Raw genomic sequence first — 14,768 nt, forward strand, 5'->3', positions numbered from 1 at the left:
TCCTCAAGTCGTGAACCCGCTGCGCTGGCGGTGCACGTCGATCACGTTCGGGATCTGGTTGATCTTGTCCATGATGCGTCCGAGCAGCTCCAGACGCGCGATTTCGATGGTGAACGACAGCCGGGCGATATTGCTCTTGCGGTCGGTCAGGGTGTTGGCCGCCAGTACGTTGAGGTTGCTGTTGGCCAGTTCCATCATGATATCGCGCAGCAGACCGGAGCGGTCGTAGGCCTCGATCAGGATATCGACGGGATAGGTCGCTTCGCTCTTCTCGCCCCAGTCGACCTCGATCATCCGCTCCGGCTCCTGCTCGCGCAGTCCCAGGGCATTGCTGCAGTCCTCGCGGTGAATCGAGACGCCGCGACCCTGGGTGATGTAGCCGACGATCGGATCGCCCGGAACCGGCTTGCAGCAGCTGGCCATGAAGGTCAGCAGATTGCCGACGCCACGGATGCGGATCCCCTCGTCGGCGGAACCCTTGCCCCGGGGCGCCGACGACGGCAGCTCCAGGTCGAGCTGCTCGTCATGGTGATCGACCTCGACCTGACGCTGGGCGGCGTTGATGATCTGCGACAGGCGCAGGTCGCCGGCACCGACCCCCGAGTACATGTCTTCGATGGCGCGATAATGCAGGTCGTGGGCGATCCTTCCGAGGTCAATCTCCCGGATATCGAGCGCCAGGCGCTTGAACTCCCGCTCGACGATATGGCGACCGGCGTCGGCGTTCTGCTCCCGCGCCTGGGTCTTGAACCAGTGCGAGATCTTGGCCCTGGCCCGCGAAGTGGTGACATACCCCAGGTTGGCATTGAGCCAGTCGCGCCGCGGCTGCGCCTCCTTCGAGGTCATGATCTCGACCTGATCGCCGGTCTGCAGCGCCCGCGTCAGCGGGATGATACGGCCATTGACCTTGGCGCCGCGGCAACGGTGCCCGATCTCGGTGTGGACGCGGTAGGCGAAATCCAGCGCCGTGGCGCCGTTGGGCAGATCCAGCACGTGCCCGTCCGGAGTGAAGACGTAAACCCGGTCCTGGGCGACGTCGCCGCGAAGCATCTCGCCGAAGGCTTCGCTCTGCCCCAGGTCATCGTGCCACTCGAGTACCTGCCGCAGCCAGGCGATCTTGTCCTCGTAGGAGGTGCTGCGGCTGTTGGTGTCCGTGCCCTTGTAAAGGTGGTGCGCACAGACGCCTAATTCCGCCTCGTCGTGCATTTCTCGGGTCCGGATCTGAATCTCCAGTACCTTGCCCTCGGGGCCGATCACCGCGGTGTGCAGCGAACGGTAGCCATTGGGCTTGGGCGAGGCGATATAGTCGTCGAATTCATGGGGGATGTTGCGCCACAGACCGTGCACGATACCCAGCGCGGTGTAACAGTCGCGGGTTTCGGGCACCAGGATACGCACCGCACGAACATCGTAGACCTGGCTGAACTCGATGTTCTTGCGCTGCATTTTGCGCCAGATGCTGTAAATATGCTTGGCCCGGCCCATCACCTGACCGTCGATATTCACGCCCCGCAGCTCGCCCTTGAGCAGCTCGACCACCTTGTCGATGTACTCCTGGCGATCGAGCCGCTTCTCATCCAGCAGCTTGGCGATTTCCTTGTAGTCATTCGGCTTCAGGTAGCGGAACGAAAGGTCCTCGAGCTCCCACTTGATATGCCCGATACCAAGACGATGCGCCAGCGGCGCATAGATATCGAAAACTTCCCGCGCCACCAGGTAGCGTTTGCGCCTCGAGCCCGTCTTCACGCCGCGAATGGCGCAGGTGCGTTCGGCGATCTTGATCAGGGCGACACGCACGTCATCGATCATCGCCACCAGCATCTTGCGGACGTTGTCGACCTGGTTGACGCCGGTACCGAGCACCGTTTCCTCGAAGCGCGGATTCTTGCGGGTGCCGATGGCGGCCATCTGCAGCACGCCGTCGATCAGATGCGACGCCTCGGCGCCGAAGAGTTCCGCTACCCGTGCCAGGCTGAGTTTGCCTTCGCGAACGGAGCGGTAGAGGATGGCCGCGACCAGGGTGACCTGATCCTGCTGCAGTTCGGCCAGAATACTGGCCATGTCGAGACCGGTGCGGTAACTGCCCGTGGCCTCATTGGTTTGGGTGGACCAGAGATCATCGTCCTGGCTGTTGACCGCCGCCTGCTCCTGGGCGGTCCGGGCCAGCTCGCAGGCCCGGCGAATTTCGTCGATATCGGCGATCGGCGTCTGTTGCTGCAGTTTTTCCAGCCACAGGTCCAGATCCACGCTGCCATCCTTGCGAACCGGATGGTCTTCTCTTACTTTTACCATGGCACTGAGCCACTCCTGTATTCACGGAAACCCTGACGCTGTTTCCGGATGGCACGATCCGTCTGCTTAGGTTGAAAGCCCGACAACGGCCACCTGACTTGCCTGTTATTCTTCTGTTCAGAATCGCCGGTCGGCTCAGGGGACTCCGGCGAACAAGCGGCACATTCTAGTCGTTTCGACCGGCAATCGCACGCAAGTTCCGTGCACAGGGCCCGCCCCGGCCCGAAACGACGAAAGGCCCCTCAGGGCCTTTCCGGTAATTCCGATTTTAGTCTCAACCCTGGCTGTAGACGCCGGTCGACAGGTAGCGATCACCGCGATCGCAGATGATGCACACGATAACGGCGTTTTCGACCTGCTGCGACAACCGCAGCGCGCCCGCCACCGCACCGCCCGAGGATACGCCGCAGAAGATGCCCTCCTGTCTTGCCAGCGCACGCATGCAGTCTTCCGCTTCACGCTGGCCGATGTCCAGCACCTGGTCGACCCGCGCCGGGTCGAATATCTTCGGCAGGTAAGCCTCGGGCCAGCGGCGGATACCCGGGATATGGGATCCGTCCGCCGGCTGCAGGCCAATGATGCGGATGTCCGGATTCTGCTCCTTGAGGTAGCGCGAGGTCCCCATAATGGTGCCGGTGGTGCCCATCGACGAGACAAAATGGGTCACGCGTCCGTGGGTCTGCTGCCAGATCTCAGGGCCCGTGCCCAGGTAGTGCGCCTGGGGATTGTCGAGGTTGGCGAACTGATCCAGCACCCGCCCCCGACCTTCCGCCTCGAGCTGGTCGGCCAGGTCCCTGGCGCCCTCCATGCCCTGCTCGGCGGTCACGGTGATCAGCTCGGCGCCATAGGCGGTCATCGACGACTTGCGCTCCTCGCTGGCGTTGTCCGGCATGATCAGGATCAGCTTGTAGCCCTTGATGGCCGCCGCCATCGCCAGCGCGATACCTGTATTGCCGGACGTCGCCTCGATCAGGGTGTCGCCCGGTCTGATATCCCCGCGGGCTTCGGCCTGCTGGATCATGCTCATCGCCGGCCGGTCCTTGACCGAGCCGGCGGGATTGTTGCCCTCGAGCTTGCACAGAATGATGTTGGAGCTGTCTCCGGGCAGGCGCTGCAGCCGGACCAGCGGCGTCTTGCCGACGAACTCTTCGATGGTGGGAAATTCGATACTCATGGCGTATTACCGGAGACAGTTAGAATCTTATAGCGAAATAATATATAAAACGCGTATCTTATACCGATATGCGGTCCGCCATCTTAGGGTAAAGGCCGCCGCCGCGTCAATTGCACTCGCTCCTGCGACAGGGCTCCATCGCGAACGACAGCCAGCGCTGCTGCGCTTCGTCCGCAGGCACCGGCCTGTCGAACAGATAGCCCTGCGCCACATCGCATCCAAGTTCGAGCAGAAGATCGCGCTGCGCTTCGGTTTCGACACCCTCGGCCACGATACGCAGCCCCAGCGAATGACCCAGCGCGACAATCGCGCGGGTGATCTGAACATCGTTGCTATCGCCCGGAATATCGCGCACGAAACTGCGATCGATCTTGAGCTTGCCGAACGGCAGCTGCTTGAGATAGGCCAGCGAGGAATAGCCGGTACCGAAGTCGTCGATGGACAGCTCGATTCCCTGGGCGAAGATCTCGTCCAGGGCGCTGCGGGCGCGTTCCGGCTGCCCCATGACCGCCGTTTCCGTCAGTTCCAGCGACACCCGGCCAGGCGGCAGCCCCGTTTCCTGCAACAGCCTTCGCACCAGCGCCGGCAGATCGTCCTGATCGAGCTGACGGGGCGAGACGTTGACCGCGATGGTACCGAATTCGAGCCCGGCTTCGTGCCAGGTGCATGCCTGGGCGAAAGCCTCCCGCAGCACCCAGTCCCCCAGCGGCTTTATCAGCCCGCTCTCTTCCGCCAGCGGGATGAAGGTATCCGGCGCGATCCAGCCCTGCCGCGGATGCTGCCAGCGCAGCAACGCCTCGAAGCCGACCAGTCGACCGCCTCGCAGATCCACCAGCGGCTGGTAGTGCAACGCCAGCTCCCCGGCCTCCAGCGCCCGGCGCAGGTCCGACTCAAGCCGGACGCGTTGCTGCGAACGCTCGGTCAGGGCGCTGGCATAGAAGTGGTAGCCCGCGCCCCCGGCTTTCTTGGCTTCGTACATTGCCACATCGCCAAACTGCAGCAGCTCACCGAAGCTGCGCCCGTCGTCGGGGTAGAGGCTGATGCCGATGCTGGCGTTGACGAACAGTTCCTGGCCCCTGACGTGAAACGGCTGCTCCAGTACGCGGTTGAGCCTTGCCGCCATCAGCGTCGCGGTATGGATATCCCGCAGCTCCGCCATCAGCACCAGAAATTCGTCGCCGCCCGAACGCGACACCGTATCTTCCGCGCGCACCACCGACATCAGCCGCTGGGCCACCTGGCACAATAGATCGTCGCCGGCCTGGTGCCCCAGGCTGTCGTTGATATGCTTGAAACGGTCGAGGTCGAGGCAAAGCACCGCCAGATGCAGGCCTTCCCGGTCGGCGACCGGCATCAGCTGCTCCATCCGCGCGCGCAGCAGCACCCGGTTGGGCAATCCGGTCAGCGGGTCATGGTGCGCCAGGTGCTCGAGCTCCTGCTCGGTACGCCTGAGCTGGCTGATGTCGGACATCACCGCGATATAGTTGCTGACCCTGCCCTGCTCGTCCCGAACCGCGTTGAGTGTCAGCAGCTGTGGATAGACCCGGCCATCCTTGGCGCGATTCCAGATCTCGCCGCACCAGCCGCCGGTATCGTTAAGCTCACGCCAGAGCTCGCGGTAGAACTCCGGGCCCTGACGACCGGAACGCAGCAGGCGCGGCGTATCACCCAGCACTTCGGCTTCGCTGTACCCGGTGATACGGCTGAAAGCCGGATTCACCGCAAGGATACGCTGCTCGCCGTCGGTGATCATGAAGCCTTCCTGGGTGCTTTCGAAGATAATGGACGCCTGCCGGAGCTTTTGCTCGGCCTCCTTGAGCCGGGTGATATCGGTGTGAGTGCCGACAACCCGCAGCGGCTGGCCGTCATCGTCCCAGGCACAGACCATCCCGGAGTCTATAATCCAGCGATAACTGCCGTCCTTGCACAGCATCCGGTGCTCGTTGCGGTACACCGGCGCATCGCCGCTGAAATGGCTTTGCAGGTCGGCGTAACAGCCTTCGAGATCATCGGGATGCACCCGCGACGACCAGTCGTCAAGGCTATTGCCGACGTCGGCATCGTCGTACCCCAGCATTCGCTTCCACTGCGGCGAAAAATAGACCTTGTCGCTGGATGCGTCCCAGTCCCAGACACCGTGGCCGGCAGCCTCAAGGGCGAAGATCCAGCGCTGCTCACTCTCGCGCAGCGCCTCCTGGTCCTGTTGCTGCCGCTCCAGCACCCCATTGAGGCGATGCACCTGACGATAGATCAGCAGGTACAGCAGCGCCGCGGTAAACAACACAAAGCCGATGCCCTTGGCGGTTTCCAGGCGCGCGCGGGTTTCGACATCCGACACCAGTGCATCGAGCACCTGGCCGGACAGCATGATCCAGGCCACCGCCAGAGACAGATAGACCGTCGTGGCGCGGGCCGCGACCATCCATGCAGCTGGAGAGTTGACTTTTCCCATAGTGCTTCCGTTGACCCCGCCGTCATGTCGCATCGACCGGCAATCGCCGGTTCGATCCGGCTTCCCTTAACACAGCAGAATACTCTCTGTGACGTCAGATGCCAGCGCCGCCGCTTTCGGCAACCACGAAGGCCACGATCATTTGCTGCTCGTCGCTGTAGGACAGGTGCATGCGCGCGACGCCCAGCTCCCGGGCGCGGGCGTCGGCACCGCCGCTCAGACGCAACTCCGGCTTGCCAAGGCTGTCGTGTCCGACCTCCAGATGCTGCCAGCTGACACCGCGACCGATGCCGGTGCCCAGCGCCTTGACCGCCGCTTCCTTGGCGGCGAAACGCTTGGCCAGATAGCGCGGCCGGTCGCGGCTGGCCTCGTATGCGACGAGTTCGGCCGGTGTCAGAATGCGCGCAGCCAGACCGGGAGTGCGGGCCAGCGCCGCCTCGATCCGGGCAATTTCCAGCAGGTCGGTGCCAATGCCGGCGATCATCGCCCGAGTGCGTCCCGCTGCGGCTGAACCCGGGCCTGCGCCTCCAGCATCAGCCGGCGCATTTCGGCCACCGCTTCCTTGAGACCGACGAACAGTGCCCGCGCGATCAGCCCGTGGCCGATATTGAGCTCGGTGAGATGGGGGATCTCGGCGATCTGCTCGACATTGTGGTAGTGAAGGCCGTGTCCCGCGTTCACTACCAGACCGCGCTCCCAGGCGTACTGAGCAGCCTCGCGAATGCGCGCCAGCTCCGCCTTCTGCTCGGCGGCGCCGGTTGCATCCGCGTAGGCGCCTGTATGCAGCTCGATCACCGGAGCGCCGCAGCGCAGGGTGGCATCGATCTGCGCAGGCTCGGGATCGATGAACAGAGACACCTCGATACCGTCGGCTGCCAGACGCTCGCAGGCGTCCTTGATCTTCGCCTCCTGACCCACGATGTCCAGCCCGCCTTCGGTGGTGAGCTCTTCGCGCTTTTCAGGCACCAGGCAGCTGTGGGCCGGACGAATCTCGGCGGCGAAGGCCAGCATTTCCTCGGTCACGGCCATTTCCAGGTTCATGCGCGTCTGCAGCACCTCGCTGAGCAGACGGATATCCCGTTCCTGAATATGGCGCCGGTCCTCGCGCAGGTGCACGGTGATACCGTCGGCACCGGCCTCCTCGGCCAGGATGGCCGCCTGAACCGGATCGGGATAGCGGGTTCCGCGGGCCTGGCGCAGGGTGGCGATATGATCGATGTTGACCCCCAGCAGCAAGCGGCTCGGTTCAATCATGTCTGACTCCTTCTTATGAAACGTCTGACGCCGGACCTGGTGCCGGCCTCGTCTTCTGAAAAAGATCCCGGCTGCGCAGTGCCCTGCCCTCGAGCAACCGGTCTATCAGCAGCCGCATCAGCCGCTTGGCGGCGCGGCGTACGGCGGGATCCCGGTAGTCGTCCTGCGCCACCGCCTGCAGCTGCCAGCCGTGAAAGCAGCGCGGCGCCGCTCCCGCCGCCACCTGCGATACCGGAACGAGGCAACCGTCCCGATCGAGCAGGTAGACCCGGGACGGCTCGAGCCCGCCGAGGTCCGGCGCAAAACCGGCTTCGCTGAGCAGCTGGCGCTCGAAGGTGCGCAGGGCGCCTTCGATATCCTCGCCGCTGACCAGCTCGTTGAGTACGTACTGATAATAGACATAGAGACGCGGGTGGGGGTCGAGCGGCTGCAGCAGACGCTGCAGCAGTTCGTTGACATAGAGCCCGCAGAGCAGCGCCCGCCCGGTAAGAAACAGCGGCGGCGCCACGGGCTCCGCCAGACTCAGGGTCTTGAGTTCCTGCCGTCCCTGCCAGCTCAGCTGCAAGGGTACGAACGGCTGCATGGCGGCGCGCAGCCGGGAGCCCGGCCGGCGCGCGCCCCGCACCACCAGACTGACCTTGCCGTATTCGAGGGTGAAGCAGTCCGTCAGCAGACTGGTGTCACGATAGGGGCGCGCGTGCAGCACATAGGCGGCCTGTCCGTCCAGGCGAAAGTCCATGGGCCCCTCTCAGTGCAGGTGGAGCCGTGCAGAAGCCGCGAAGCCTGCCACGCCCGTCACTGCGGATCGTCATAGCCGAGACTGCGCAGGGCGCGGTCGTCGTCGGCCCAGCCCTTGCGCACCTTGACCCAGAGATTGAGCATGACCTTGCAGTCGAACATCCGCTCCATCTCCAGTCGCGCGTCGCGCCCGATGGTCTTGAGCCGGGCGCCCTTGTCGCCGATCACGATACGTTTCTGCCCTTCGCGCTCCACCAGAATCAGCGCGCTGATCGTCAGCAGACCGTCTTCGTGCATCACGAATTCCTCGATCTCGACGGTGGTGCCGTAGGGAATCTCGTCGCCGAGGTTGCGCATCAGCTTTTCCCGTACCAGCTCTGCGGCGACGAAACGGGAACTGCGGTCGGTGATCTGGTCTTCCGGATAGAAATGCATGCCGGGGGGCATTTTCTCGGCAACGATTTCCTCGAGCCGGTCGACGTTGTGCCCGCTCTTGGCCGACAGCGGCACGATCTCGGCGAACTCCAGTTTGGCGGTGAGCGCCTCGAGATGCGGCAGCAGCTCGGCCTTGTCCTTGAGCTGGTCGACCTTGTTCACCGCCAGCACCACCGGGCAGCGGACGCGGGCGACTTTTTTCAGTACCAGCTCGTCCTCGTCGGTCCAGGCGGTACGGTCGACCAGGAACACCACCAGATCGACGTCCCGCAGCGCATCCGAGGCGGCCTTGTTCATGTAGCGGTTGAGCGCCTTGCCCTGCTCCCTGTGCAGCCCCGGCGTATCGACGTAAACCACCTGCAGGTCGCCCTCGGTCTTGATGCCGAGAATCTGGTGGCGCGTGGTCTGCGGCTTGCGCGAGGTGATGCTGAGCTTCTGGCCCAGAATGCGGTTGAGCAGCGTCGATTTGCCGACATTCGGGCGTCCGACGATGGCAACGTAGCCGCAATGCTCGCTGCCCTCGTACTGCGGCATTTCCGGCAGTTCGAATTCATCGCTCATGACGCCGACTCCTGCTGCAACGCGGCCAGCGCCTGGCGGGCCGCCTCCTGCTCCGCCTGACGCCGGCTGCTGCCGACTCCCTCGGTGGCCTGGCCGAGTCCCTCGACATGGCAACGGATATGAAAGGTCTGCGAATGCGCCTCGCCCTCGACCCCGACCAGATCGTACTGCGGCAGCGCCAGCCGGCGCGCCTGCAGGTGCTCCTGCAGACGGGTCTTGGCATCTTTGAGGGTCTCGTTGAGGTCGAGCTCGTCGAGACGCTCCCGGAACCAGCGCAGAATAAAGCCGCGGCAGCACTCGAGGTCGCTGTCGAGATAGATAGCGCCCATCACGGCTTCGGTGGCGTCGGCAAGGATGGAGTCGCGACGGTAGCCGCCGCTCTTGAGCTCACCCGATCCCAGGCGCAGGTAATCGCCGAGATTGAGCTCGCGGGCGATCTCGGCCAGGGTTTCACCCTTGACCAGGCGGGCCCGCAGGCGACTCAGCTGACCTTCGCGCGCCTGGGGAAAGCGCGCGTAAAGCGCATCGGCGATAACGAAATTGACGATGGAGTCGCCAAGGAACTCGAGACGCTCGTTGTTGCGCTTGCCGCAGCTGCGATGGGTCAGGGCAAGCTCCAGCAGCGCAGGATCCTGGAATTCGTAGCCGATACGCCGGCTCAGTTCAGCGGTGGGTTTGATCAAGGTTTGGTAACTTCGTAATGCTCTTGGAATTTGACCACGGCGTCGACGTTGTAAAACATCGGCACCCGCTCTTCATAGGCCAGGTCGAAATGAATGACCCCGTCGATATTCTCGATCTTCAGGTAATCCTCGGTCGACAGGTCTTCACGCACCTGGTTTATCACCGCTCGATCATAGATCGTGCGCCGAATCGACCTGAACTCCTTGCTGACCTGATCCCGGTCGTGCACGACGTTTTCGAGAATCGACTTGAAGGTCGCGTGATCCTTGTATGGCGTGAACAGCTTGAAGCCGACGGCGAAAAAGATTCCCGCGACGATCAGCACCACCATTATCGAAAAAAATGAAGCGCCCCGTTCCCTCTTGAGTACCGCCATTTTCAATCCCCTGTTAGTCGATCAGGCGCACGTCACCGAAGCTCGGCAGGCTGAAGAAGGTTTCCCAGTGCATCCACACGGCGAAAGCCTTGCCCACCAGCAGCTCATCCGGCACGAATCCCCAGTAACGGCTGTCATTGCTGTTGTCGCGATTGTCGCCCATCACGAAGTACTGTCCGTCGGGCACCACCCACTCCCCGACGATCCCCGGGTTGGCTACATCATGGTAGACCTGGTGCTGAACCCCGTCCAGATTCTCCACCAGCAGCAACTGCCGGGGACTGGTCGGCGGCAGCTGCGCCAGCAGCTCCTGCGGCTGGGGCTTGCCGTTGATGAACAGCATCTTGTTCTGGTAGCGGATGCGGTCGCCCGGCACCCCGACCACGCGCTTGATGTAGTTGACCGACGGGTCCTTGGGATACTTGAAAACGACGACGTCGCCGGCCTTGGGATCGCTGACCGGCACGATCTTGGAGTTGAGCACCGGCAGGCGCAGGCCGTAATGGAACTTGTTGACCAGAATGAAATCGCCGATTTTCAGCGTCGGCAACATGGAGCCGGACGGAATCTGAAACGGCTCCACCAGGAAGGAGCGCAGCAGCAGCACCAGCAGCAGCACCGGAAACAGCGAGCGCGACAGATCCACCCAGCCGGGCACCCGGTTGAGCTGAACCATCGTGTCTTCCGGTATGCCCGCGGCGAACTGGGCTCCGGCCTGGCGGATGCGCTCCTGTCGCGCCGGCGCCAGCCAGAAGCGGTCGGTGATCCAGCCAACCGCCGTCAGCAGGGTTGCGACAACCAGCACCAGTGCAAAATCGAAATTCATCCTTAGTCCTTAACTGTCCACCTTGAGTACGGCGAGGAATGCATCCTGCGGGATTTCGACCCGGCCCACCTGCTTCATCCGCTTCTTGCCTTCTTTCTGCTTGGCCAGAAGCTTTTTCTTGCGGCTGACGTCGCCGCCGTAACACTTGGCAAGGACGTTCTTGCGCAACGCCTTGACCGTGGTACGGGCGATGACCTTGCCCCCCAGCGCTGCCTGAATGGCAACATCGAACATCTGCCGGGGAATCAGCTCCTTCATCTTTTCGCACAGCTGGCGGCCGCGGTACTGGGCGTTGTCCTTGTGCAGGATAACCGCCAGGGCGTCGACCTTCTCGCCGTTGATCAGAATGTCCATGCGCACCAGCCTGGCGGCCTCGAAGCGCACGAAATTGTACTCCAGCGAGGCGTAGCCGCGGCTGACCGATTTCAGGCGGTCGAAGAAATCCAGCACCACTTCGGCCATCGGCAGCTCGTACTTGAGCTGCACCTGGCGGCCGACATAGTGCATGTTGATCTGGTTGCCGCGCTTCTCGACGCAGAGCCCGATGACCTGGCCGACATACTCCTGGGGCACCAGGATGTTGGCCTCGACGATGGGTTCGCGCATCTCGCGAATCGACCCGGGATCCGGCAGTTTCGACGGGCTGTCGATATGGATGACCTCGCCGCTGTTGAGCTCGAGTTCGTACACCACCGTCGGCGCGGTGGTCACCAGGTCGAGATCGTATTCCCGCTCGAGACGCTCCTGGATGATTTCCATGTGCAGCATGCCGAGGAAGCCGCAGCGGAAACCGAAGCCGAGGGCGTCGGAGGTCTCGGGCTCGAAGAACAGCGAGGCATCGTTGAGGGTAAGCTTGTCCAGCGCTTCGCGGAAGTCCTCGTAGTCGTCCGCATCGGTCGGGAACAGGCCGGCGTAGACCTGCGGCTGCACCTTCTGGAAACCCGGCAGGCTCGGTACGTCCGGTGTCTTCGCCAGCGTCAGGGTATCGCCGACGGGTGCACCGTGGATATCCTTGATGCCGGCGATGACGTAGCCCACCTCGCCCGCCTTGAGCTCGCCGGTCGCGGTCTGCTTGGGCGTGAAGATGCCCACCTGGTCGACCGGATAGGACAGACCGGTCGACTTGACCAGCACCCTGTCTTTCCTGCGCAGCACCCCGTGCTTGACCCGCACCAGCGACACCACCCCCTGGTACTTGTCGAACCAGGAGTCGATGATCAGCGCCTGCAGCGGTCCCTCGACGTTGCCTTCCGGCGCCGGGATCTTCTCGATCAGCGCCTCCAGTACATCCTCGACACCCAGGCCGCTCTTGGCCGAACAGGGCACGGCGCCGTCCGCCTCGATGCCGATGACTTCCTCGATCTCCTGGCGGACCCGCTCGGGCTCCGCCTGCGGCAGATCCATCTTGTTGAGGATCGGCAATACCTCGAGCCCTTGCTCGAGTGCGGTGTAGCAGTTGGCGACGGACTGCGCCTCGACCCCCTGGGCGGCATCGACGACGAGCAGCGCACCCTCGCAGGCCGCCAGCGACCGCGACACCTCATAGGAGAAGTCCACGTGTCCCGGAGTATCGATAAAATTCAGCTGATAGGTCTTGCCGTCGCGTGCGCTGTAATTCAGCGTGACGCTCTGCGCCTTGATGGTAATACCCCGTTCGCGCTCCAGATCCATGGAGTCGAGGACCTGCTCCGCCATTTCCCGTTCGGTCAGACCGCCACAGGTCTGAATGAAGCGGTCGGCAAGTGTGGACTTGCCATGGTCAATGTGGGCGATAATGGAAAAGTTGCGAATATGATCGAGGTTACTCACGTTGGCAATACTCGGGATCTCTTGATCCTGGATAGAGGGTGGCCGTTCAAAGCGACGCAGTTTACCGCATTTGCCGGGCATCGGCTATCGGGCCGCGGTCAACGGGCACAGGGGGCAGGCGGGCTCGGAGCGAAGGGGCTGCCAACGCAGCCCCTTCGGGTCCGGTCAGTCGAGCTTCAGGGGTATGAACATCGGACTGCCGCGACGAACGATGCGCAGCGGCACAGGCCGGTCGGCCGGCAAGGCCTCCACGCTTTGCTCGAACTGTTCGACGTTTTCGACCACCTGGCCGTTCACCATGGTGATAACGTCGCCCACGACGAGCCCCGCCTCGGCACCCGGGCCGGGCTCGACGCTTTCGATCACCACGCCCGAGCGCAGGTTCCATTTGCTACGGCGCTCCTCGTCGAGCGCCGCCACCTGCAGCTTGAGGCGGTTGCTCTGCGGCGCGCTCTGGTCGGACGATCCCGCCAGCAGCTCCCGCTCCTCGGGCAGCGTGCCGATCGTCACCTTCACGCGTTCGTGCTCGCCGCCACGAAAGATATCGACCATCACCGACTCGCCCGGCTTGATGCGCCCGACCTGCGGCGGCAGATCGGATGACAGGTCGATCGGTTTGCCGTCGAAGCGATAGATCACATCCCCTTCCCTGAAGCCGGCCGACTCGGCCGGGCTGCCCGGCAGCACCTTGGCGATCAGCGCACCGGCGGGTTTGTCGAGACCGAAGGATTCCGCCAGCTCGCGGCTGACCTCCTGAATGATCACCCCCAGCCAGCCACGGGTGACATGCCCCTGGGTGCGCAGCTGATCGGCGACATCGATGGCAACATCGATCGGAATGGCGAACGACAGTCCCATAAAGCCGCCCGAGCGGGTGTAGATCTGCGAATTGATCCCGACCACTTCACCGTCGAGATTGAACAGCGGACCTCCGGAGTTGCCGGGATTGATGGCCACATCCGTCTGGATGAAGGGCACATAGGTCTCGTTCGCCAGCGCCCGTTCGGTGGCGCTGACGATGCCGGCGGTCACGCTGTGATCGAAGCCGAATGGCGAACCGATGGCGAGCACCCATTCGCCGACTTCCAGCTTATCCGACGCTCCCAGCCTGACTGCCGGCAGCCCCGAGGCCTCGATTTTCAGCACCGCGACGTCCGAGCGCTCGTCCGAACCGATCACCTCGGCCTCGAGTTCGCGACGGTCGTTGAGACGCACCAGCACCTTGCTGGCGCCGCTGACGACATGGTGATTGGTGAGGATGTAGCCGTCTTCACTGATGATAAAACCGGACCCGAGCGAGCGCGGCGCGGGCCTGGCGCGCTCACCGAGCTCGGGCAGCTGACGAAAGAAGTGCTTGAACATTTCCGGCAGCTGATCGGCGCCGGGACCCTCGAAGGGATCGAACGAATAAACTTCTTCGCCCCGCTCTTTCGGCACGGTGCTGATATTCACCACCGCCGGCGCGGTTTCCTTCACCAGAGACTTGAAGTCGGGCAACTGCGCCGAGGCCGGAAGCCAGACCAGACACAGCAGCAAACCCAGCACCATTCTGACAGACTGCATGAATTCCTACCTTATGATGATTGGTAGGCACCTCGAACAACCTACTGCGCGACTCACCTGCTGCGTTGCGCGGTGCTCGGAATCCTCATGTATACACATACACTGCGGTTCCTGCGCGCCACGCGCCTTGCAGCTAAGCCTGCTCATTACGGTTTTTCGAGGTGCCCTGGGATATGACCTTTAACAGCTCCGGCCGATACCGGCAGCTGCGACCGAGCCGCTGCCCAAGCGTCCGGGCGATCAGCAGGCCTGCGGCCAGACCGATACCCGCCCCCAGTATCGCGGGCAGTTCGGAGTCGCTTCGCAGGGTTCCCAGATAGCCGCCCGCAAACAGCAGCAGCAGAGGCAAAGTGTAGAGCAGCAAAGACGCCTTCAGGAAGGCGCCTTCGTTAATGCCGACCACCACCCGATCGCCAACTCGAACGTCGACGCCGGCAGTGTTCTCGATGCACAGATCTTCGGCTTTTTTGCCGGCATACTCCGCCAGCGCTTTCTGGCCGCACCCCTTGCTGGCGCTGCAGGACATGCAGCTGCTGGTACGGCTGGATGTAATCCAGATGTCACGGCCGTCGATTGCCACGACGAGGCCCGACTCCTCGAGCAT

Annotated in this window: 13 protein-coding genes; all 13 read right to left on the reverse strand. The window is 63.2% G+C overall.

The annotated features are described in order from the left end of the window. Positions 1-3 precede the first annotated feature (3 nt). Entirely contained in the window at positions 4-2,292 is a 2,289-nt protein-coding gene (gene relA, locus IEX85_RS11905; protein WP_188860813.1) for a GTP diphosphokinase, read from the reverse strand. A gap of 274 nt (positions 2,293-2,566) precedes the next feature. After that, positions 2,567-3,466, reverse strand: coding sequence for a cysteine synthase CysM (gene cysM / locus IEX85_RS11910; protein ID WP_188860814.1), 900 nt, complete (start codon positions 3,464-3,466; stop codon positions 2,567-2,569). Positions 3,467-3,572: 106 nt separating this feature from the next. After that, on the reverse strand, positions 3,573-5,918 hold the full coding sequence (locus IEX85_RS11915) for a bifunctional diguanylate cyclase/phosphodiesterase (protein WP_188860815.1): 2,346 nt from the start codon (positions 5,916-5,918) through the stop codon (positions 3,573-3,575). A gap of 94 nt (positions 5,919-6,012) precedes the next feature. Further along, a complete protein-coding gene (gene acpS, locus IEX85_RS11920; protein WP_188860816.1) occupies positions 6,013-6,402 on the reverse strand; it encodes a holo-ACP synthase in 390 nt (129 codons plus the stop codon). Next, positions 6,399-7,172, reverse strand: a complete 774-nt coding sequence (gene pdxJ / locus IEX85_RS11925; RefSeq protein ID WP_188860817.1) for a pyridoxine 5'-phosphate synthase — start codon at positions 7,170-7,172, stop codon at positions 6,399-6,401. The genes acpS and pdxJ overlap by 4 nt, the downstream gene beginning before the upstream one ends. A gap of 13 nt (positions 7,173-7,185) precedes the next feature. Continuing rightward, a complete protein-coding gene (recO, locus tag IEX85_RS11930; RefSeq protein WP_188860818.1) occupies positions 7,186-7,911 on the reverse strand; it encodes a DNA repair protein RecO in 726 nt (241 codons plus the stop codon). A gap of 56 nt (positions 7,912-7,967) precedes the next feature. Beyond that, a complete protein-coding gene (gene era, locus IEX85_RS11935; RefSeq protein WP_188860819.1) occupies positions 7,968-8,906 on the reverse strand; it encodes a GTPase Era in 939 nt (312 codons plus the stop codon). After that, on the reverse strand, positions 8,903-9,589 hold the full coding sequence (gene rnc / locus IEX85_RS11940; RefSeq protein ID WP_188860820.1) for a ribonuclease III: 687 nt from the start codon (positions 9,587-9,589) through the stop codon (positions 8,903-8,905). Before rnc ends, era begins: the two co-directional genes overlap by 4 nt. After that, a complete protein-coding gene (locus IEX85_RS11945) occupies positions 9,586-9,966 on the reverse strand; it encodes a DUF4845 domain-containing protein (RefSeq protein ID WP_188860821.1) in 381 nt (126 codons plus the stop codon). The genes rnc and IEX85_RS11945 overlap by 4 nt, the downstream gene beginning before the upstream one ends. A 13-nt stretch (positions 9,967-9,979) precedes the next feature. Further along, positions 9,980-10,792: a signal peptidase I gene (lepB, locus tag IEX85_RS11950; protein ID WP_188860822.1), complete on the reverse strand. Its 813-nt coding sequence runs from the start codon at positions 10,790-10,792 to the stop codon at positions 9,980-9,982. 9 nt (positions 10,793-10,801) lie between these two features. Continuing rightward, entirely contained in the window at positions 10,802-12,601 is a 1,800-nt protein-coding gene (lepA, locus tag IEX85_RS11955; RefSeq protein ID WP_229721891.1) for a translation elongation factor 4, read from the reverse strand. 165 nt (positions 12,602-12,766) lie between these two features. Beyond that, positions 12,767-14,164: a DegQ family serine endoprotease gene (locus IEX85_RS11960; protein ID WP_188860824.1), complete on the reverse strand. Its 1,398-nt coding sequence runs from the start codon at positions 14,162-14,164 to the stop codon at positions 12,767-12,769. Positions 14,165-14,297: 133 nt separating this feature from the next. After that, on the reverse strand, positions 14,298-14,768 hold the full coding sequence (locus IEX85_RS11965) for a SoxR reducing system RseC family protein (RefSeq protein ID WP_188860825.1): 471 nt from the start codon (positions 14,766-14,768) through the stop codon (positions 14,298-14,300).

The organism is Marinobacterium nitratireducens (genome assembly GCF_014645375.1).
GTDB lineage: Bacteria > Pseudomonadota > Gammaproteobacteria > Pseudomonadales > Balneatricaceae > Marinobacterium_A > Marinobacterium_A nitratireducens.

What these genes read in the sequence shown, in the direction of transcription:
- relA (WP_188860813.1), bottom strand. Translation starts at nt 2,292, where the DNA reads ATGGTAAAAGTAAGAGAAGACCATCCGGTTCGCAAGGATGGCAGCGTG.
- cysM (WP_188860814.1), bottom strand. Translation starts at nt 3,466, where the DNA reads ATGAGTATCGAATTTCCCACCATCGAAGAGTTCGTCGGCAAGACGCCG.
- IEX85_RS11915 (WP_188860815.1), bottom strand. Translation starts at nt 5,918, where the DNA reads ATGGGAAAAGTCAACTCTCCAGCTGCATGGATGGTCGCGGCCCGCGCC.
- acpS (WP_188860816.1), bottom strand. Translation starts at nt 6,402, where the DNA reads ATGATCGCCGGCATTGGCACCGACCTGCTGGAAATTGCCCGGATCGAG.
- pdxJ (WP_188860817.1), bottom strand. Translation starts at nt 7,172, where the DNA reads ATGATTGAACCGAGCCGCTTGCTGCTGGGGGTCAACATCGATCATATC.
- recO (WP_188860818.1), bottom strand. Translation starts at nt 7,911, where the DNA reads ATGGACTTTCGCCTGGACGGACAGGCCGCCTATGTGCTGCACGCGCGC.
- era (WP_188860819.1), bottom strand. Translation starts at nt 8,906, where the DNA reads ATGAGCGATGAATTCGAACTGCCGGAAATGCCGCAGTACGAGGGCAGC.
- IEX85_RS11945 (WP_188860821.1), bottom strand. Translation starts at nt 9,966, where the DNA reads ATGGCGGTACTCAAGAGGGAACGGGGCGCTTCATTTTTTTCGATAATG.
- lepB (WP_188860822.1), bottom strand. Translation starts at nt 10,792, where the DNA reads ATGAATTTCGATTTTGCACTGGTGCTGGTTGTCGCAACCCTGCTGACG.
- IEX85_RS11960 (WP_188860824.1), bottom strand. Translation starts at nt 14,164, where the DNA reads ATGCAGTCTGTCAGAATGGTGCTGGGTTTGCTGCTGTGTCTGGTCTGG.
- IEX85_RS11965 (WP_188860825.1), bottom strand. Translation starts at nt 14,768, where the DNA reads ATGCTCGAGGAGTCGGGCCTCGTCGTGGCAATCGACGGCCGTGACATC.